General features: G+C 73.3%; 17 protein-coding genes. 7 read left to right on the forward strand and 10 right to left on the reverse strand.

Going from position 1 to position 18393, the window contains the following annotated elements:
* Window positions 1–80: 80 nt before the first annotated feature.
* The 4 genes from H295_RS0108075 to H295_RS0108090 form a co-directional block, all read right to left on the reverse strand.
* Window positions 81–329, reverse strand: coding sequence for a hypothetical protein (locus H295_RS0108075; RefSeq protein ID WP_020134842.1), 249 nt, complete (start codon window positions 327–329; stop codon window positions 81–83).
* Between the two features lie 66 nt (window positions 330–395).
* Window positions 396–1676, reverse strand: a complete 1281-nt coding sequence (locus H295_RS0108080; RefSeq protein WP_020134843.1) for an ROK family transcriptional regulator — start codon at window positions 1674–1676, stop codon at window positions 396–398.
* A complete protein-coding gene (locus H295_RS0108085; RefSeq protein WP_043217221.1) occupies window positions 1673–2674 on the reverse strand; it encodes a phosphotransferase family protein in 1002 nt (333 codons plus the stop codon). The genes H295_RS0108080 and H295_RS0108085 overlap by 4 nt, the downstream gene beginning before the upstream one ends.
* A 16-nt stretch (window positions 2675–2690) precedes the next feature.
* A complete protein-coding gene (locus H295_RS0108090; protein WP_020134845.1) occupies window positions 2691–5861 on the reverse strand; it encodes a cytochrome P450 in 3171 nt (1056 codons plus the stop codon).
* Window positions 5862–6065: 204 nt separating this feature from the next.
* Here H295_RS0108090 and H295_RS0108095 point away from each other — a divergent pair, with 204 nt between their 5' ends.
* Window positions 6066–6653, forward strand: coding sequence for a PAS domain-containing protein (locus H295_RS0108095; RefSeq protein ID WP_051135526.1), 588 nt, complete (start codon window positions 6066–6068; stop codon window positions 6651–6653).
* Between the two features lie 115 nt (window positions 6654–6768).
* Here the strand turns inward: H295_RS0108095 and H295_RS0108100 are convergent, their stop codons facing one another.
* A complete protein-coding gene (locus tag H295_RS0108100) occupies window positions 6769–7380 on the reverse strand; it encodes a TetR/AcrR family transcriptional regulator (protein ID WP_020134847.1) in 612 nt (203 codons plus the stop codon).
* A gap of 122 nt (window positions 7381–7502) precedes the next feature.
* On the opposite strand from H295_RS0108100, the gene H295_RS0108105 reads away from it, so the two are divergent.
* From H295_RS0108105 to H295_RS0108125, 5 genes are all read left to right on the forward strand, one after another.
* Complete coding sequence (locus H295_RS0108105; protein ID WP_020134848.1) at window positions 7503–8249, forward strand: SDR family NAD(P)-dependent oxidoreductase; 747 nt, start codon at window positions 7503–7505, stop codon at window positions 8247–8249.
* A 53-nt stretch (window positions 8250–8302) separates the two neighbouring features.
* Window positions 8303–8656, forward strand: a complete 354-nt coding sequence (locus H295_RS0108110; protein WP_020134849.1) for a nuclear transport factor 2 family protein — start codon at window positions 8303–8305, stop codon at window positions 8654–8656.
* Between the two features lie 192 nt (window positions 8657–8848).
* Entirely contained in the window at window positions 8849–10126 is a 1278-nt protein-coding gene (locus H295_RS0108115) for an FUSC family protein (RefSeq protein WP_028809176.1), read from the forward strand.
* 27 nt (window positions 10127–10153) lie between these two features.
* Entirely contained in the window at window positions 10154–11176 is a 1023-nt protein-coding gene (locus H295_RS0108120) for a hypothetical protein (RefSeq protein WP_020134851.1), read from the forward strand.
* Window positions 11177–11268: 92 nt separating this feature from the next.
* Window positions 11269–12501: a lactonase family protein gene (locus tag H295_RS0108125; protein WP_028809177.1), complete on the forward strand. Its 1233-nt coding sequence runs from the start codon at window positions 11269–11271 to the stop codon at window positions 12499–12501.
* On the opposite strand, the gene H295_RS0108130 is transcribed toward H295_RS0108125, so the two are convergent.
* Entirely contained in the window at window positions 12469–13194 is a 726-nt protein-coding gene (locus H295_RS0108130) for a DUF2470 domain-containing protein (protein WP_020134854.1), read from the reverse strand. The genes H295_RS0108125 and H295_RS0108130 overlap by 33 nt on opposite strands.
* 77 nt (window positions 13195–13271) lie before the next feature.
* The gene (locus tag H295_RS0108135) at window positions 13272–13880 is read right to left on the reverse strand and encodes a TetR/AcrR family transcriptional regulator (RefSeq protein WP_020134855.1); all 609 of its coding nucleotides are present in this window, start codon (window positions 13878–13880) and stop codon (window positions 13272–13274) included.
* A gap of 107 nt (window positions 13881–13987) precedes the next feature.
* On the opposite strand from H295_RS0108135, the gene H295_RS0108140 reads away from it, so the two are divergent.
* Window positions 13988–15496, forward strand: coding sequence for a cytochrome P450 (locus tag H295_RS0108140; RefSeq protein WP_020134856.1), 1509 nt, complete (start codon window positions 13988–13990; stop codon window positions 15494–15496).
* Here the strand turns inward: H295_RS0108140 and H295_RS0108145 are convergent.
* The 3 genes from H295_RS0108145 to H295_RS0108155 form a co-directional block, all read right to left on the reverse strand.
* The gene (locus H295_RS0108145; RefSeq protein ID WP_020134857.1) at window positions 15464–16273 is read right to left on the reverse strand and encodes a pentapeptide repeat-containing protein; all 810 of its coding nucleotides are present in this window, start codon (window positions 16271–16273) and stop codon (window positions 15464–15466) included. The genes H295_RS0108140 and H295_RS0108145 overlap by 33 nt on opposite strands.
* Window positions 16274–16318: 45 nt before the next feature.
* Complete coding sequence (locus tag H295_RS0108150; protein WP_020134858.1) at window positions 16319–16924, reverse strand: FxLYD domain-containing protein; 606 nt, start codon at window positions 16922–16924, stop codon at window positions 16319–16321.
* Between the two features lie 96 nt (window positions 16925–17020).
* Window positions 17021–18322: an alpha/beta fold hydrolase gene (locus H295_RS0108155; RefSeq protein ID WP_020134859.1), complete on the reverse strand. Its 1302-nt coding sequence runs from the start codon at window positions 18320–18322 to the stop codon at window positions 17021–17023.
* Between the last annotated feature and the right edge of the window lie 71 nt (window positions 18323–18393).

Below are 18393 nucleotides of genomic sequence, written 5' to 3' on the forward strand. Positions count from 1 at the left end.
GGCAGTGCCGTGGTCAGCCGTCGCCCCGGCCGAGCGGTCCGGTGGGCAGCCGGAGGAATCCTGGCCCGGCGCTGCGATGGTCAGCCGGAGGACTCCTGCGCTTCCGGGTGCTCGGGGTGCACGGTGTCCGACCGCTGGGCCCCCTGCCGGCGGCTGGTGCCCGCCTCGTCGGTGTCCGGGACGTCCTCGGGCCGGTCGGCAGCGCCCTCGTCCTCGCCCGGCACCGAGGCGACCTCCCAGGGGTCCTCGCCCTCGCCCGCCTGCTGGTCCGGCAGGTCCCGCGGGATCGGGTCGCCGTTCTCGCCGGGCCCTTCGTTGCGGTGGTCCACGACGTCCTCCCTTTCGTTCTCGACGTCGGCGGGAGCGCGAGTACCTCCGCCCAGGTCGGCGAAACGTCAGCGAGGGGCGCGCTCGTCCAGGGCGGCCCGCCAGGCCGGTGCCGGCCCCTCGGGAGCGGGCTCGGGGCGGCGGCCGCCACGGCCGAAGAAGTCGGCGAGCGGGAGGATGGCCGCGCCGACGGTGACCGCGTCGGGTCCGAGCCGGCCGAGCTCGACGGTGACCTTCTCTGCCGGGTAGCGCAGCGCGTACGCCGTGGCGTGCCGCCGTACGGCGGGCAGGAACCGTTCGCCCAGCTGGAGCCCGGCCCAGCCGCCGATGAGGATGCGTTCGGGCTGGAAGAGGTTGATCAGGTCGGACAGTCCGGCGCCCAGGTACTCGGCGGTCTCCTCCAGCACGGCGAGTGCCACCGGGTCGGCCGCGGTGTCCCCGTCCGGGTGGGCGGCGGCGAGCAGCGCGGTCAGCGCGGTCTCCTCGTCGGCGTTCTCGGGCGGCCGGCCCCCTTCCTCGCGCCAGCGTTCCAGCAGCGACTCGGCGCCCGCGTAGGCCTCCAGGCAGCCCAGGGCTCCGCAGCGGCAGCGGCGCCCCCTGACCCGTACGGTCAGATGCCCCCATTCCACCGCCCGGCCGTGCTCCACCTCGGGCGTCACCAGACAGGCTCCGACGCCGGAGCCGAAGAGGACCACCACCGCGCTGTGGGCCCCGCGTCCGCCGCCGAACCACATCTCCGCCTGGCCGAGGGTCCTGGCGCCGTTGTCGATGAAGTACCGGACGCCGGCGGGCAGCGGGGAACCGGTGCGCAGCAGCGCCTCCAGCGGGACGGCGTCCCAGCCGATGGTCTGTCCGTGGACGACGGCCCCGCTGTCCGGGGTGTGCGCGACGATGCCGGGCACGCCGATGCCGACGCCGAGCAGCCGCTCGGGCTCGATGGCGGCGGCCGCGAGCACCTCGGCGATGCCGTCGCGGATGTGGCCGACGACGACCTCGACGTCGTAGCCGTGCCCGGTCAACGGGCGTTCGGCGCGGGCGAGTTCGGTGAGGGTCAGGTCGAACAGCTCGACGCGGACCCGGGTCTCGCCCACGTCGACGCCGATCATGTGCCCGCTCTCGGGCGCCACCCGCAGCAGGGTGCGGGGGCGGCCGCCGTCGGAGTCGACGCTGCCCGCCTCCTCGACCAGCCCGTCGGCGATCAGGTCGGCCACGACGTTGCTGACCGAGCCGGAACTCAGTCCGGTGGCGGGGCCGAGTTCGAAGCGGCTGAGGGGTCCGTCGAACCAGAGGCGCTGGAGCACTGCTGTGCGGTTGGCGCGTCTGAGGTCGCGTACGGTGCGTCCGTTCAAGGGGTTCTGACTCCTGTGACCCGGGAGAGGGCCTCGATCTCGTCCAGCGCCGCGACGAGTTGCGGTGCCACCGTCGACTGGACCCAGCGTTCCCTCTCGACGTCGACGGCCCGGGGGACCGTCTCGGTGAGCATGATCAGGTAGAGGTAGGCGCGGTAGAGGGCGAGCCGCACCCGGGCGGGGACGTCGAACTCGGCCCGGCCGCCCGCCTCCCGGTAGCCGGTGAGGAACGCCTCGTCCTGCTTGATGTCGCCCAGCAGTGCCAGGGAGACGAAGTCGGCGAGGGGGTCGCCCCAGAACATCCGCTCGCCGTCGATCAGCCCGCCGATGCGCGGCTCCCCGCCGGCCGGGCGGTCGACGAGGATGTTGCCGTCCCACAGGTCGAAGTGGACCAGCGCGGGGACGGTGACCTCGTCGAGGGCCGGGTAACCGGCCCGGAGCGCGGCCTCCACCTGTGCGACGGACCGGGGCAGCCGCGCCCCGTAGTCCCGGGCGTCGCCGAGGATCGCGCCGGTCATGGTCGTGAACGCGGTCCGCCAGTCGGGGGCGAGCGGGCCGAGGGCGCGGGAGGGGTAGCCGTAGCCGGGCCCGGTCACCGCGTGCAGCCGGGCCACCTGGCGGCCCAGTTCCCTGCGCAGGGGCGGGCGTTCGGCAGCGGTGACCGACGCGTCCCAGGGCTCGCCGGGGCAGGCCGTCATCAGCAGATGCGGTACGGCGACGCCCGTACCGAAGGCCACCACGTGCGGTGCGGCGACCTCCGCCTCGGCGGCCCTGCGGTAGAACTCCGCCTCGGCGACGAGGAGTCCGCGCTCGTAGCTCAGGCCGGGGACGGTGGCCGCGGGCGGGACCTTGACCACGTACCGGGTGCCGTCGGTGAGAACGAGCTCCTCGACGGTGTTGTACGTGCCGCCGCTCAGGGGCCGGACCGCGGTGAGCCGACCGGGGTCGAGTCCCGCGTCCTCCAGCACCTGTCGACCCCATTCCCAGGAGTCCGCCAACGTCCCGCCCCTTCCGTCACCCCGCGGCGTACACGTCCTCGACGTAACGCCCGTCCCGCACCAGCCCGTCCAGCCACCGCCCGGCGGCCGACTCGTCGGCGTGCGGCGTGTGCTCCCGGAACAGGGTACGCAGCGCGTGCCGTACCCCGGGAGCCATTCGTGATCCGTCTCCGCAGACGTACACCCGGGCACCGGCCCGCAGGAGTGCCCACACCTCGGCCGACTCGGCGGCGATGCGGTGCTGCACGTAGCCGCTGCCGGGCACCGCGCTGAACGCCGGGCGCAGCCGTACGGCCCCGACGGCCTCGGCGGAGCGCAGTTCGTCGGCGTGCAGGAAGTCGGCGTCCGGCGCGTCGCATCCGAAGTAGCAGAGCGCGGGCGGCAGTTGTTCGCCCCGGCCGAGGGCGGCGACGCGGTCGGCGACCGCCCCGCGGAAGGGCGCGAGGCCGGTGCCGGCCGAGATCATCACGACGGGGGCGGAGTGGTCGACGCGGAAGGCGTCCCGGCAGGGCTGGATCCGGGCCAGGACGGTGTCGCCGGGCTGGACGTCGGCGATGTATCCGGATCCGGCGCCCCGGTGGGTGCCGTTGCCGGACCGGGCGGGGGCTTCCAGCAGGGAGACCATGAGGTCGATGTGGTCCGGGTCGGTCCGGGGGGACGAGGAGACGGAGTACTGGCGCGGGCGCAGCGGCGGCAGCAGGTCGAGCAGGGCCGGCCAGTCGAGGGCGCCGCGCAGTGCTGGGTGTGCCTCGAACAGCTCCACGAGGGTGCGCGGGTCGTCGGTGAGGGCTGCGAGTTGTGCGCGCTCGGGCGGGCAGGGGTTGGCGGCGGCCAGGGCGGCGATCTGCCCGGCGGTGGGCCGCTGCCGCAACTCGACGTGGTGGGTGAGCAGTTGGCGCACGGTGAGGGGCCGGTCGACGGCGAGTCCGTCGCGGCGCGGACGGGTGGGGCGGATGTCGAGGACGGCGTCCAGGTCGGCGCCGAACGCGTCGGCGGCCCGTTCGACGAGCGCCTTGTCGTGGACCGGGAGCACGGTGACGTGGTCGGCGGTGCGGTAGGTGGTGCCGGCGGGCAGGGCGAGCCGTACGAACCGCTTGCGGCGGGGGTGGCCGGGGGCGGTGAGGTCGTGGGCCTCGGTGACGGTCATCGGGACGAGGGCGTGGCGTGCGGCGAGGGCGTCGAGGGGGCCGCCGCTCAGGGTGCGGACCTCGTAGGCGGCGGTCGGCTCGGCGCCGGCTGCTGTGGTGTCCGGGTCGCCGTAGGCCTCCAGGAGCGCGGTGCGCAGGCCGGTGGTGAAGGTGCGGACCGTGCCGGTGAGGTCGCCGGAGGCGTCACCCGCGGCGCGGTCCAGGATGCGCCGGCCGCCCAGTTCGGCGAGCCGCTCGTCGATCCGGGTCGGGAAGTGCTGGTAGGTGGCGGCCCAGTTGCGGTCGCCGACGCCGAGGACGGCGTACGAGACTCCCGTCAGGTCGTGGGTGTCCGCCAACCAGGTCGCGAACTGCCGTGCGTCGTCGGTGGGTTGACCGTTGTAGGAGGCGGCGGCGATGACCACGGGGCGGTCGGTGGGCAGGCCGTGCGCATGGGCGTCCAGGGGGGCGACCTCGGTGTCGCAGCCCAGGGCGGCGGCCTCGTCGGCGAGCCCGGCGGCGAAGTCGCGGCAGGTGCCGTAGTTGCTGCCGTGGAGGAACAGCACGCGGGTGCCGGGCAGCACCCGGGAGGGCAGGGCGGTGCGGGCGGCCGGGGTGGCCGCGACCCCCTGGGCCACCCCGGGCAGGGGGGTGTGGGTGCGGTCTGCCGGGGTGCGGGAGGTCAGCTTCAGGGTGAAGCCGTCCGGCTTGAGGGTGAGGGCCTCCTTCACCGTGAGGCGGTAGTCGGCGTGGTCGTGCAGGCGGTAGCGGTGCACGAGGAGGGCCAGCAGCATGGTCGCCTCGTGGAGGGCGAACTGCCGTCCGATGCAGGCCCGTTCGCCGGTGCCGAAGGGCTTGAAGGCGTGCGGGGAGCGGGCCGCCTCGGCCTGCGGGGTGAAGCGGGAGGGGTCGAAGAGGTCGGGGTTGTCGCCCCACACGGGCTGCCGGTGCAGCATCGGCGAGATGACGGTGAGGGACTGTCCGGCGCGCAGCGGGATCCGGCCGCCGAGGAGGGTGTCCTCGCGGGCCTGGCGGCTGAAGGCGGCGGCCGTCGGCCACAGCCGCAGCGCCTCGTTGAGGACCTGCCGGGTGTACGTGAGCCGTCCGATCTCGTCGAAGGTCGGCTCCGGGTCGGGGGTGTCGCCCCACAGCTCGTCGACCTCACGCCGTACGAGGTCGAGCACGGCCGGGTGCTTGGCCAGGTAGTACATCGCGAAGGACATCGCGCCGGAGGTCGTCTCGTGCCCGGCGATCAGGAAGGTGATCACCTGGTTGCGGATGTTGGTGGTGTCGAGGGTGGTGCCGTCGACGGGGTGCGGGGCGCTGAGCATGAGCCCGAGCAGGTCGTCGGTGCCGGTCTCGCCTGAGGCCAGGCGGGCGCTGATCACGTCGTCGACGACCTGCGCGAGGTGGTCGGCGTCGGCCCGGAAGGCCTCGTCCGCGGCCGAGTGGTCGCTGCCCGGGGTGCGGGCGAGCCGGGTCATGGCCCACTCCAGGCAGCGCACCATGGACTCGACGAAGGGGTGCGGCTCGTCCCTCTCGAAGGAGCCGAAGTCGTAGCCGAACCCGGCGAGTCCGATGGTGTCGAGGGTCATCCGGGTCATGTCGTCGGCGATGTCCACCGGCCGGCCGTCCCGGGCGGCGCGGTCCCAGGCGCCGATCATCCGCTGCGCGACCCGCAGCATCACCGGGTGGTAGGTGCGCATCGAGCCCAGGGCGAAGGCGGGCATCAGGATGTCGTGCGCCTTGGCCCAGTTGGGTTCGTCGTTGTACGCGGTGAACAGCCCGTCGGCGGCGAACTCGCGGACGTTCTCCAGGGCGGGCCCGACGGCCTTGGAGAACCGGCTCTCGTCGGCGAGTTCGGTGACGAGGTCGAGATCGGAGACGAAGGTGACGTCCCGCCCGTGCAGCCGCCGCACGAGCAGCGGGCCGTGCTCGCGCATCAGCCCCATGACCTGCTGGATCGGGGTGCGGCCGGGCCCGGTGGCCGAGATGTCGACGACGGGGAGTCCGGCGGGAGTGGTCTGCGCGGTGGAAGGGGTCTGCGCGGTGGGGGGCATGGCGCGGCAACTGCCTTTCGCGGTACGGGAGTACTGCGATCCAGGGTGGTCGACGGGGCCCGGCGGCCCGGTCCGGCGCACTACATGATTGTGTAGTGCACGTACATGCGTGGCGCTTGCGCGGAGCGGTGGGAGGTGGTGGTGGTCCGGTCTCACCCGGAGCGGTCCCATCCTGAGGCGGTGGTCTGGCGCAACCGTGCCCTGATGCTCTTCGACCGGGTCTCGGTGCCGGTCGCGGTGTGCGATGTGTACGGCTCCGTCCTGCTCGCCAATCCCGCGATGGCCACGGAGTGCGGCACGACACCGGGGCGGCTGCGGGGCAGGGACGTGCTGGAGTTGTTCCGGCCGCAGGAGGCGACCCAGGTGGAGCGGATCGCCGAGGCGCTGCGGCTGCGGCACCGCTCGCGCTACCAGGTGTCGGTGTGCTGGCGGGCACCGGGCGGCGGCGAGCGGTTCGGCGAACTCACGGCGGACCCGGTGAGCGACAGCGTGCAGGAGACGCCGTCACTGCTGGTGATGCTGCGGGTCGAGAGCGAGCGGGAGCACTCCCCCGCCGCCGAGCCGGTCCGCGTCACCCCGGTCGAAGCCCGTGTCCTGGCCCTGCTCGCGGCCGGCGCCACCACGGCTCACGCGGCCCGCGAGACGGAGCTGACGGTGGACGGCGTCAACTACCACCTGCGGCGGCTGTCGGCGCGGTGGGGCGCGGCGAACCGTACGGAACTGGTGGCGCGGGCCTACGCGCTCGGGGTGCTCACGACCGGCGTGTGGCCCCCGTCGGCCTCCGGCGGGTAGGCCGCACCGGCGCGGAACGGGCAGAGGACCTTGCCCGCCGCCGGACCGGCCTGCCGCTCGCACGCCACCCTGCGTCCCTCACCGGCATGCATCCCTCACCGGCAGCCTGTACTGGTCAGGCGCCCACCTGTGCGCGGGGCCGAGGCACCGCCCGCAGGGCGATGTCGACCGTGGCATGGAGGGCCGCTCGGGCCGCACCGGCGGCCGCGTGTACGGCGTTGCCCTCGCTGACGACCATGACGTAGCGGGCGAGTGCGTGCGGGTCGGTCTCCTCGGGCAGGTCGCCCTCCTCGACGGCGCGGGCCAGACGCTGCGCGAGGGCGTGCTCTCCGGCGAGGCGGCTGTCGGCCAGGAACCGGGCGATGCGGCCGCTGTCGCCGCCCTCGGCCAGGCCGCCTTGCACGGACAGGCAGCCTGAGGGGCGGTCGGGGCGGGTGAGTGCGTCGGCGTTGGCGCGGAGGAAGGATTCGACGACCGCGTAGGCCGTCGGCTCCGCGAGAGCCTCGCGGGCGTAGGCCATGTCGGCCTCGGCGTAGCGGGCGACGGCGCGGTGGAAGAGCTCCTCCTTGTTGCCGAACGCCGCATACATGCTCGGGCGGTTGATGCCCATCGCCTCGGTGAGCTCGGCGAGCGACGCGCCCTCGTAGCCCTGGCGCCAGAAGACCTCCACCGCACGGTCGAGCGCGGCCTCCGCGTCGAAGCCCCGGGGTCTGCCGCGTACCGCCATGACGCCCTCCTGTGTCGTTCTCCGAAATTTTAACCGAGCGGTACGGAATAGCTTTCCCGATGCTGCGGTTCTCCCTGGCGAACGACTTGAGTACCGAGCGGTACAGAAAAGGAGAGCCCCTCATGGGACAGCTCGACGGCAAGACCGCCCTCGTCACCGGTGCCACCTCCGGCATCGGCCTGGCCGCCGCACGACGGCTCGCGGCGGAAGGAGCCCACGTCTTCCTCACCGGCCGCCGGAAGGAGGCACTCGACGAGGCGGTGGCCTCCATCGGCGACCGCGCCACAGGAGTACAGGCCGACGTCGCCGACCTCGACGACCTCGACCGCCTCTTCCTCCGGATCCAGCAGCACGGCAGCCTCGACATCGTCTTCGCCAACGCGGGCGGCGGACAGTTCGCGGCCCTGCCCGACATCACCTGGGAGCACTACGCCGACACCTTCAACACCAATGTCGGGGGCACCCTGTTCACCGTGCAGAAGGCGCTCCCGCTGCTCAATCCGGGCGCCTCGATCATCCTGACCAGCTCCAACATCGACACCAAGGGCGCAGCCTCCTTCAGCGTCTACGCCGCGACCAAGGCCGCGCTCCGCTCCCTGACCCGCAGTTGGGCGGCGGAACTCGTCACCCGCGGCATCCGCGTCAACAGCATCGCGCCCGGCCCGGTCGAGACACCCGGCCTCAGCGGTCTCGCGGGCGGCCCCGAGGCGGCCGAACAGCTGCTCAAGGGCCTGGCCGCCGGAGTTCCCATGCAGCGTCTCGGCCGCCCGGAGGAGATCGCCGATACGGTCCTCTTCCTGGCCGGCGACGCCAGCAGCTTCATGACCGGTGCCGAGATATACGTCGACGGCGGCGCAAGCCAGATCTGACCGACCACCACCCCGACCGACCCTCCCCCGCACCGCACACCCTGGAAGGAATCATGAGCGACGTGACCGAGCTGCTCGCAGCCAACCTGTACGAGGTCTTCGGCAACCGCGACGCCGCAAGCCGCCGCGCGGCCATCGACCGCATCTTCACCGAGGACGTCGTCTTCACCGACCCCGAGGGCACCATCACCGGCCGCGACGCCCTCGCGGACAAGGCCGCCGCCCTCCTCGCCGACGCCCCGGCCGACTTCGTGTTCACCGAGGACGGCCGGCGCTACGCCGGTCCCGACACCGGAGCTCTCGCCTGGGCCTTCGGCCCGCCCGGCGCGCCCGCCGTCCGCGGGATCGACGTCATCACCGTCCGCGACGGAAGGATCGCCGCCATCACGACGATGTTCACGGCCTGACCAAGGCCTCCGCGTCGTCCACGGCGTCCCGGCGGCGTCACACGCTGAGGTGCTCCCAAACCCGGCGTGTCCGCCGTCACCGCCGCCGCCCCTTGCCGCGACAAGCCCGAGCCCGCACGCTTGGGCAGCTTGCGGACCAAGAGATCGGCGGCGATGTGTGGACGCTTCTGCGAAACGGGAACAGACCAGAGCATGCAAGGTGTACGTGAGTGGACGGCGCGTCTCGTGGCCTACGCGAGGCGGCGCCGGGACCCCGTGGTGGTGCAGACCCTGCGATCGGCGGCCGCGGCCACGATCGCGTACGTCATCGCACTGCGGCTCAGTCCCGAGGCCGCTCCGCTCACGGCACCGCTGACCGCGCTGCTCGTCGTCCAGGTCACCCTCTACTCCACGCTCACCACCGGTGTCCGCCGCGTGAACTCGGTGGTGACGGGCGTCCTCGTCGCCATCGCCTTCAGTCTGCTGGTGGGGCTGACCTGGTGGAGCCTGGGCCTGCTGATCGTGGCGTCGCTGGTGGTCGGACGGCTGGTGCGGGTCGAGGAGTTCGTGCCCGAGGTGGCGATCAGCGCCATGCTGGTGCTCGGCGTGACGACCGTCGGGGACACCGCCTGGGCGCGGGTGGTGGAGACGCTGATCGGCGCGGTCGTCGGGCTCGCCTGCAATCTGCTGCTCGCTCCCCCGGTGTGGGTGGACGAGGCCGGCGAGTCGATCGAGGGACTGGCCCGCCGGGTGCGGAAGCTGATGCTGCGGATGGGCGAGGAGGCCGCGGGCCGGCCGCCGGTGGAGCTGGCGACGGCCCGGCTGTACGAGGCGCGCGAGCTGGACCACGACATCGTCGAGGTGGACGCCGCGCTCCGGCAGGCCGAGGACAGTCTCAAGCTCAATCCCAGGGTGAAGGAGGGCCTGCTGCACCGGGTGGTGCTGCGCACCGGTCTGGACACCCTGGAGATCTGCACGGTCGTCCTGCGGGTCCTCGCCCGCACCCTGACCGACCTCGCCAAGGAACGCGACCCGTTCGCCGAGGATCCGGGCCTGCTCGACAAGGACCAGGATCCCGAGCCGCTGTTCAACCCGGAGACCGGCCGCACGGTGGAGCAGCTGCTGTCCGAGATCGGCGACGCCGTGGTCAGCTTCGCCGTCCTGGTCACGACCCACGTCAGCGTGAGCGCCGAGTCCGCGGAGGGCCGTCTCACCGCCGAGCTGCGGCAGGCCTCCGCGACCCGGGACAAGCTCGCCCAGCTGCTCCTGGAAGGGATCCAGCGCGACTCCCGACACTGGCAGCTGCACGGCGCCGTCCTCACGGAGGTCAACCGCATCCTCGACGAGCTGGACACCGAGCACCGCTCCCGCCGCCTGCTGGAGGAGCTGGACCGGGCCGCCCGCGAGCAGCGGGAGCGGATGCCGCACCTGACCCGGTTGCAGGAGAGCTGGCGCCGGAACCGCCGGGCACTCGCCCGTCGTTCTAGGTGACACAGGCACAGCGATCAAGGGGGGCCGATGGGCGACACGGGTGCGCGGATCGACGGGAACACGCTGCGGTTGCCGGGCGGTGCGGCGGTGCGGTTCATCCGCACCCTGCGGCTGCCCGAGACGGGCACGCATCCGCTGCCGCCGGGGCTCGGCGAGTTCCCGGTGCGCCGGGTCTCCGACTACCCCGACACCGTGCCGGAGCAGTGGCGGGCGCGCGGCGGGGTGATGCTGCCCGTGTATCTGCGCGAGGCGATGTGGCTGAGCTTCGGCGGCACCCTCGAGCCCGCCGCCCTCCAGGTCGGGGTGGGCAAGGTGTGCGCGGTCTCCGGCAAGCCGTGGAGCGACCGCCTCACCCGCGACCCGCAGAACTACGTCGTCCTGCCCCGCCAGCCCTGGCTGGACGGCATCAACTCCGGCAAGGGGACGGTGCGCCAGTTCGTGGCGGTGCCGCTCGGCCTCGGCGCGACCGTCGAGGGGCAGGTCACGGGCGAGGAGGTCTGGGGCGGTGTGCAGCTCCAGTCCTACGCACTGAAGGACGAGCGGCTGGCCGAGTGGCGCGAGACGCAGCAGCAGATGCGGTCGACGAGCGGATTCGCCGGGGGCTACGGCGCCGCCGCACCCATGGCCATGGCGGCGCCCGCGGCTCCGGCGGCGGCGCCCCGCAGGGCCTCGGCGATGGGGCTCGGCGTCGGCGGCTCGATGCGCCAGGAGGTCTACCGCGACGAACGGCCCCTGTCGGACTGGGCCGGCACCCCGGCGGGCCGGGTGTTCGTGCACCTGGTGACCCCGCCGGAGTGGCGCCGCATCACCGGTGAGGCTCCCCCTCCGTCCCCCGTGGACCGCGCCGCGTACACCAGGGCGGGGTTGCCCTGGTTCGACTACTACGACCAGGACGGGGAGGATCTCGCTCCGACGGACGCCCTGGAAGGGGTGAAGCCGGTCGGGGACTGGCTGGGCGACGATCACGAGCCGTGGCAGCCGCCCACGTCCGCGCAGGTCAAGCCGCTGGGCGACGCGCCGGGCAAGCCGGTGGAGGACGGCGACTGGTAGCGGCGCGCCGGCCTCGGGTTGCACCGGCCGGGTGATCCGGGCGAAGGTGGCTGTTCAGGTCCCCGACCCTCGATCACCCGGAGTGCGCACGGATGGGCAGGACGAACGGCTGCTGGAGCAGACGCCGGTTCGTCGGCGCTCTCGCGGGAGCGGCTTCGGGCCTCACCGCCTGCGCGTCGCCCTCCCGGTCGTCGTCGGAGTCGGCGCCGCGGGAGGCCCGGGCCAGTTCCCCCGAGTCCCTTTCGCCGAGTCCCACGGGCACGCCCTCGCCGTCCGCTCCCGCCCCCGCTCCGACCGGCCCCCGCACCCTCTACCTCGGCACCTACACCACCGTGGAGGGCGGCGGGCCCGGCATCGGGGTGGCCCGCTACGACACCGGCAGCGGGCGGATCACCGGCACCGGCACGATCACCGGCCTGACCAACCCGTCCTACCTCTCCCTGCACCCCGACGGCCGCACCCTGTACGCGGTCGCCGAACACGACGCCGGTGCCGTGACCGCCGTACGCCTGGCCGACCGCAAGGTCCTGGGGAGCCGGAGCACGGGCGGGGCTGGGCCGTGCCATCTGTCGGTGCATCCGGGCGGGCGCTGGCTGCTGAGCGCGAACTACGCCTCCGGCAGTGTCGCCGTGCACCCGATCGACGCCTCGGGCGCGCTCGGCGAGCGCAGGGAGACGGTCACGCACTCCCGTCCGGCGCCCGGTCCCGGCCGGGACGGGCCGCACGCCCACCAGTTCCTCACCGCTCCCGACGGCGGGCATGTGCTCGCCGTCGACCTGGGCACCGACACCGTCTACAGCTACCGCCTGAACGAGCGCACCGGCGCCCTCACCGAGGTCGCGCAGACGCACACCCGGCCCGGTGCCGGACCGCGCCATCTGACCTTCCATCCCGGTGGCCGGTACGCCTATCTGGCCAACGAGTCCGACAACACGGTGGCGGTGTGCGGTTACGACCCCCGCAGCGGGCGGCTGACCGTCGGGGCGGCGCAGTCCACGGGCACGGGGCCGGGCACCAGCTACCCGGCGCAGTTCCTGGTCACGGCGAACGGCTCGTTCGCCTATCTCGCCAACCGCGGCGACAACAGCCTCACCCGGTACGCGGTGGAGGCGGACGGCGCCCGGCTGCGGCTGCTCGACACCGTGCCGGTGCACGGGGACTTCCCGCGGCACATCGCCTTCTCGCCGGACGGTTCGCTGCTCTTCGCGGCGAACCAGAGGTCGAGCACGGTCAGTGTCTTCCACGTGAACGCGCGCAACGGTGAACTGCGGCTCGCAGGAAAGCCGTTCGCCTCACCCGTCGCCGTCTGTGCGCTGCCGCTGTAGGGCGCGCGGGCAGGACGCGGCGCTCGCCCGGGTGAGCAGGGCGTGCATGCGCTCCGTCACCCGCGCCACGTCGTCGGCGGGCGCGTGGAAGGGCAGGCGTACGTCGCCGTGGGCGCGGGCGCGCTCGACGCGCAGGGTCAGTCCGTGCCGGTCCACGGCGAGCGGCTGGACGCGGACCGCGCCGTACAGGCTGTCGGGGTCCATGAGCCGGGTGAGCCGTTCGACGGCGTCGGGGTGGCAGTCGGCGAGGTGGGTGAGCAGCCGGGCCTCTGCGGTGGCGAGCGGGTCCGGCGCGGCGGCGGCGAACTCGTCCAGGTCGACGACGACCGCGCCGGAGGGCCTTCGGAGCACCACGCGGGTGGGCTCGAACTCCAGCTTGCCGTCGGCGGGGACGAACCATCCGGCGATCCACAGCCGGGCGCGGATCCGGTTGCGCACCGGGACGGGGGCCACGTCGGCGAACTCCAGGACGGCGGACGGCTCGCCGCGGGGCGCGCAGATCGCGGCCGTCACCAGGGTGCTGTCCTCGGGGACGTACAGTGTCACCCGTCCGTCGTCGGTGACCGTGTGCGCGCCGACGAACTCCTCGCGGCCGCCCTCGGCGGTCACCGCGCAGGACCACGCGGCGGCGAGCACCGACCGGGCGTGCTCCGCCGCGGACGGCGCGGCCGTCCAGGGTTGACTGTCACCCATCCGTTCCTCCTTAGGTAAGGCTTGCCTAACCTATCGAAGATCGGGGAGTAAGCCAACCACGGACGTGCCAGATCCGGTCAGGGCGCCAGAACGCCGAGCAGGGCCCGTGCGCACAGATCGCGCACCTGCGCACGGGAGAGGTCCGCGCCCCGCAGCCACTCCAGACAGACCGCCGTGGTGAAGGCCAGCCAGCCCCGGACGGCCAGCCGGAGGTCGGGACGCGCTTGCGCCACCGGGCCGAACTCCGGGTCGGCGGCGAGCGCGGCGAGGATCTGCCGCTCCTGTGCGGCCAGCGCCCGCTGGTAGACCCGCCGCACAGCCTGGTCCCCGGCCGCGTCGGCGCGGTGGAAGGCACGGAAGCCGTGGGCATGGGCGTGCACGTACTCCAGATACGTGTCCAGACCGGCCGTGAGCTGCTCGCGCACCGGGACGCCGGGCACGGCGGCGGTCATGGCCAGCATCCGCTCGCTCTCCCGCTCGACGACCGCGGCGAAGAACTCCCGCTTGGTCGGGAAGTAGTGGTACAGCAGCCCGCGCGAGACCCCGGCGATCTCGGCGACCTGCTCGATCCACACGTCGTCGTACGGGCTCTCGGAGAACAGCTTCGCCCCCACCGACAGGAGCTGCTCGCGGCGCTCCCCGGTGCTGAGCCTGCGGCGTGTGCGCTCGCCCTGCTTCCCGGCCATGCCCGCACTTTACTTGACGCCGGTTCAACAAGGAGATCAGACTGAGGCGCGTTATTGAACTCGCGTACAACGCGCTGAACTGCCGCTGGATCAAAGGAGATCTCGCCATGGCGGAGAGGACGGCCACGGCCCCGGAGCGGACGGGTTTCCGCAGTGCCGAGCTGGGCTGGCCCGAGCTGGACCGCATTCCGCACCCCCCGCGCCGGCTCCCCCTGCTCGGCGACGTGCTGGGCGTCAACCGGGCCACACCGCTCCAGGACTCCCTGCGCTTCGCCCGCCAGTTGGGGCCGATCTACCGGCGCAAGGCCTTCAACCGGGAGTTCGTGTTCACCTGGGGCGCCGACCTGGTGGCGGACCTGGCGGACGAGTCGCGGTTCGCCAAGCACGTGGGGCTGGGGGTCGCCAATCTGCGGCCGGTCGCCGGGGACGGGCTGTTCACGGCGTACAACCACGAGCCGAACTGGCAGCTGGCCCACGACGTGCTCGCCCCGGGCTTCAGCCGGGAGGCGATGGCGGCCTACCACCCGATGATGCTGGCCGTGGCCGCGCGGCTGACCGACCACTGGGACCGCGAGCAGGCGGCGGGCCGCTCGGTGGACGTGCCCGGGGACATGACCAAGCTGACCCTGGAGACCATCGCGCGGACCGGGTTCGGCCATGACTTCGGCTCCTTCGAGCGGGACCGGCCGCACCCCTTCGTGACGGCGATGGTCGGCACCCTCACCTACGCGCAGCGGCTCAACTCGGTCCCCTTCCCGGCACTGCTACGACGGGCCGCGCAGCGCAACGCGGCCGACATCGCCTACCTGAACCGCATGGTCGACGACCTGGTCCGGACCCGGCGTGCCGCGAGCGGGGACGGTGACCTGCTGGACCGGATGCTGGAGACGGCCCACCCTCAGACGGGTGAGCGGCTGTCCCCGGAGAACGTCCGCCGACAGGTCATCACCTTCCTGGTGGCCGGCCACGAGACCACCTCGGGCGCGCTCTCCTTCGCTCTGCACTACCTCTCCCGCAACCCCGAGGTCGCGGCACGCGCGCGGGCCGAGGTGGACCGGGTCTGGGGCGACGCGGAGCGGCCGGGCTACGACCAGGTGGCGAAGCTGCGGTACGTGCGCCGGGTGCTCGACGAGTCGCTGCGGCTGTGGCCCACCGCACCCGCCTTCGCCCGGGAGGCCCTGGAGGACACCGTGCTGGCCGGGCGGTATCCGATGCGGCGCGGCGCCTGGACGCTGGTGCTCACGCCGATGCTCCAGCGCGACCCCGAGGTGTGGGGTGCCGACGCCGAACGGTTCGACCCGGACCGCTTCGACCCGAAGGCCGTACGGTCGCGCCCCGCGCATGTCTTCAAGCCGTTCGGCACCGGGGCGCGGGCCTGCATCGGACGGCAGTTCGCGCTGCACGAGGCCACGCTGGTGCTCGGTCTGCTGCTGCGCCGCTACGGCCTGCGGGCCGACCCCGGGTACCGGCTCACCGTGACCGAGCGGCTGACGCTGATGCCGGAGGGGCTGCGACTGCACCTGGAACGGCGGACCGCGGCCGCCACGGCGCCGGACACCGACGAACCGGCACCGGTGGCGGAGTCACGCTGTCCAGTGAGCGGGGCGGGTGACTGAGTCCGGGAGCCGGGTGCCGGAGCTGCCCCGGGCCGCGTTGAGCTGCGGCTGGGTGAGGAAGAACGCGCCGGTCAGGTCCGCGTCCGTGAGGTCGGTGTCCCGCAGGTCGGCACCGATGAGGTCCGCGCCGCGCAGATCGGCTCCGGTGAGGTCGGCCGCGATGAGGTAGGCGCCGCGGAGCGTGGCCCCCCGCAGGTCTGCGCCCTTGAGGCGGGCGCCCATGAGGTCGGCGCCCCGGCGGTTCTTCTTTTTGCCCTTGGCACCGAACCCCGCTCGCACCAGCTCACTGGTCCTGAGCAGCAGGACGTTGACCTCCTCCCGGTGGGCAGGGACGTCCAGGGCCTCGAGTTCCTCGGCGGTCCCCCGGGTGAGCGCCTCGGTCCGCTCCCGGAGGCGGCGCAGGTCGGCGTGGACCGGACGGGCCGCGGGCAGGGTGAGCGCCTCCGTGAGGTACCAGAGCAGTTCGTGGAGCCGGCGCATCACGGGGAAGACGTCGAACATGCGGCGGGCGTCCTCGCGGGAGCCGGTCCGCCAGTCCCGGCCGCCGAAGGTGATCTGCGAGACCTTCTGGCCGGCGCCGAAGCAGTCGTAGACGGTGCACCCGGTGAAGCCCTCGTCCCGCAGCCTCGCGTGGATGCCGCAGCGGTGGTCCTCGCGGAGGTTGGGACAGGGGGTGCCGGCCGGCTTGTCGCGCGCGAAGTCCGCGGAGGCGGTGAAGGGCAGGGCGACACAGCACAGTCCGAAGCAGCTTCCGCAGTCGCCGCGCAGTTCGATCATTTGTTCTTGCATCACGGCTCAGCCTAGCGGGCGGCAGAACCGGGCTCAGTAGCGCTGCGCCTTCGCCAGCTTGGGCGTGAGCACCGGCTCGGCGGGCTTGCGGCTGACGGCGACGGGCTGGGCCTTCTCCCCCGGTTTCAGGTCCTCGGCGCCGACGTAGCGTGTCTCCACCGTCTTGCCCGAGGAGTCGAGGAAGTCGACCTGGACGGCGTACGAGGCCGTCCTGTCGGTCCTGTTGGTGATGGTGACGACGACGGCGAGCAGCCCGCCGGTCGTGGAGCGGGGCTTGCCGGTCATGGTGACCTCGGACATCGCGTTGCCCTGTCCGTCGACCTTGGCCAGTTCCGTCCGCGCCGCCTTGTTGGCGCGCTCCGTCTCCGCGGAGACGGAGGCCTCGAAGGAGGAGGCGGCGGCCGAAGCGGACGCGGCCCGCTCGGAGGCCTTGGCCCGCACCGAGGCCTCCACGGACGCGAGGGCGGAGGCCGCGTTGCCGGAGAAGGACGCCGTGTCCGGCGCGGTGGGCGTGGCGGAGGACGTCGGCGAGTCCCCGGAGTCGCCGCTGCACGCCGTCAGCGTGAGCGTGCTCGCGGCGGCCAGGGCCACCGCGAGGGCGGCGATGCGGGACCGTCCGTGCGGTGACGGTGTGCTCATCGGGTGACGTCCTCTCGACTCCGGCGTCGACTCCTGACCGAAAAGAACCTTATGCCGGAATCGCGAGGGAGGCATGTCGCCCTGGGTCCGCGCCCCTCAGACCTCGTCGCGGGTGAGGGCGAGCAGCCGGTCCAGGACCCGGGGACCGCCCGCGCGGACGCCGTCGTGCTCGAACTCGTCGGTCACCCAGGTGCGCAGTCCGCGGATGGCGCGGGCGGTCCGCAGGGAGTGGGCCGTGTCGACGTACATGTCGTCGTGGTAGACGGCCGCCGCGACCGGGACCTCGTTGACGGCGAGCCGGGCCGGGTCGTACAGGGGCCGCCAGTCGGTGCGGGCGGCGAGGAGTTCGGCGGTCTCGCGCAGCGGCCGCAGGGCCGGATCGCAGTCGAACATCCAGGGGTGGATCGACTCGCCGGTGAACAGCAGCGGCTCGTCGCCGGCGAGCGACTTGGCGGCGTCGAAGCGCGGGAACTCGGCGCGGACCCGCTCGGCCGACCAGGCGGTGGGGCGCTCGTCCTGGCCGTAGATCGCCTCGTGGACGAGGGCGTAGAGCGGGTGGGAGGCGTACGACAGGAGGCCCTGGACCTCCTCCTGGAAGGCGTCGGAGAGCTCGTGGCCGGCAGGGGTGCGCACGAACGCGTGCTCCAGCACGAAGTGCAGGCGGTGGCTGCCCTCACCGCCGCCCAGGAGGATGCCGAGGGACTGGAAGGCCTCGACGGTCAGCCGGTAGCCGTTCGGCAGGGTGACGTCGTTGGTGAGCAGGTGGTCGGCGATCCGGCGGACCCGCTCGACGTCCTGCGGATAGCGGGCGTAGTGCGCGACGACCTTGCGCTCGATCCGCGGGTAGGCGGCCCGGTAGACGTCGTCGGCGTGGGCGTCGAGGGAGGGCAGGCCGCCGGTGATGACGGCGGCGGCGAGGCCCTCGGGGGCGAGGGAGAGGTAGGCCGTCGCGCAGAAGCCGCCGAAGCTCTGGCCGAGGACGGTCCAGGGGGCGCCGCCGGTGACCTGGGGGCGGATCACCTCGCAGTCGCGGACGATGGAGTCGGCGCGGAAGCGGGTGAGGTAGGCGGCCTGTTCCTCCGGGCCGCCCCGCAGCGGGAGCGTCTGGCGGTTGGCGGGGCTGGAGTGGCCGGTGCCGCGCTGGTCGAGCAGGAGGACCCGGTACTCCTTCAGGGCCCGGCCGAACCAGGCGCCCTTGCCGATGAAGCGGTTCGCCCCGAAGCCGGGGCCGCCCTGGAGGTAGACCAGCCACGGCAGCTTCTGGCCCGCCTTGTCGCTCGCCACGGCCTCGCGGGCGTAGAGCTCGATGGTCTCGCCGGCCGGGTCGTCGTGGTCGAGGGGGACGGTGAACCGGCGGTCGGTCAGGACGAGGCCGGGCTGGCGGTAGGTCGCGGACAACAGGGCTCCCGGGACGGACGGATTCTTCAGGGCGCGTCCCAGTTCAGCACATGTTCGTCCGCCGCCGGACC

Source organism: Streptomyces sp. 351MFTsu5.1, assembly GCF_000383655.1.
Classification (GTDB): Bacteria; Actinomycetota; Actinomycetes; order Streptomycetales; family Streptomycetaceae; genus Streptomyces; species Streptomyces griseorubiginosus.

Coding starts and splice junctions, on each gene's coding strand:
- H295_RS0108135 (WP_020134855.1), bottom strand. CDS start 13,880: ATGGCCGGGAAGCAGGGCGAGCGCACACGCCGCAGGCTCAGCACCGGG.
- H295_RS0108090 (WP_020134845.1), bottom strand. CDS start 5,861: ATGCCCCCCACCGCGCAGACCCCTTCCACCGCGCAGACCACTCCCGCC.
- H295_RS0108115 (WP_028809176.1), top strand. CDS start 8,849: ATGCAAGGTGTACGTGAGTGGACGGCGCGTCTCGTGGCCTACGCGAGG.
- H295_RS0108100 (WP_020134847.1), bottom strand. CDS start 7,380: ATGGCGGTACGCGGCAGACCCCGGGGCTTCGACGCGGAGGCCGCGCTC.
- H295_RS0108120 (WP_020134851.1), top strand. CDS start 10,154: ATGGGCGACACGGGTGCGCGGATCGACGGGAACACGCTGCGGTTGCCG.
- H295_RS0108095 (WP_051135526.1), top strand. CDS start 6,066: ATGCTCTTCGACCGGGTCTCGGTGCCGGTCGCGGTGTGCGATGTGTAC.
- H295_RS0108145 (WP_020134857.1), bottom strand. CDS start 16,273: ATGATCGAACTGCGCGGCGACTGCGGAAGCTGCTTCGGACTGTGCTGT.
- H295_RS0108150 (WP_020134858.1), bottom strand. CDS start 16,924: ATGAGCACACCGTCACCGCACGGACGGTCCCGCATCGCCGCCCTCGCG.
- H295_RS0108130 (WP_020134854.1), bottom strand. CDS start 13,194: ATGGGTGACAGTCAACCCTGGACGGCCGCGCCGTCCGCGGCGGAGCAC.
- H295_RS0108110 (WP_020134849.1), top strand. CDS start 8,303: ATGAGCGACGTGACCGAGCTGCTCGCAGCCAACCTGTACGAGGTCTTC.
- H295_RS0108125 (WP_028809177.1), top strand. CDS start 11,269: ATGGGCAGGACGAACGGCTGCTGGAGCAGACGCCGGTTCGTCGGCGCT.
- H295_RS0108105 (WP_020134848.1), top strand. CDS start 7,503: ATGGGACAGCTCGACGGCAAGACCGCCCTCGTCACCGGTGCCACCTCC.
- H295_RS0108140 (WP_020134856.1), top strand. CDS start 13,988: ATGGCGGAGAGGACGGCCACGGCCCCGGAGCGGACGGGTTTCCGCAGT.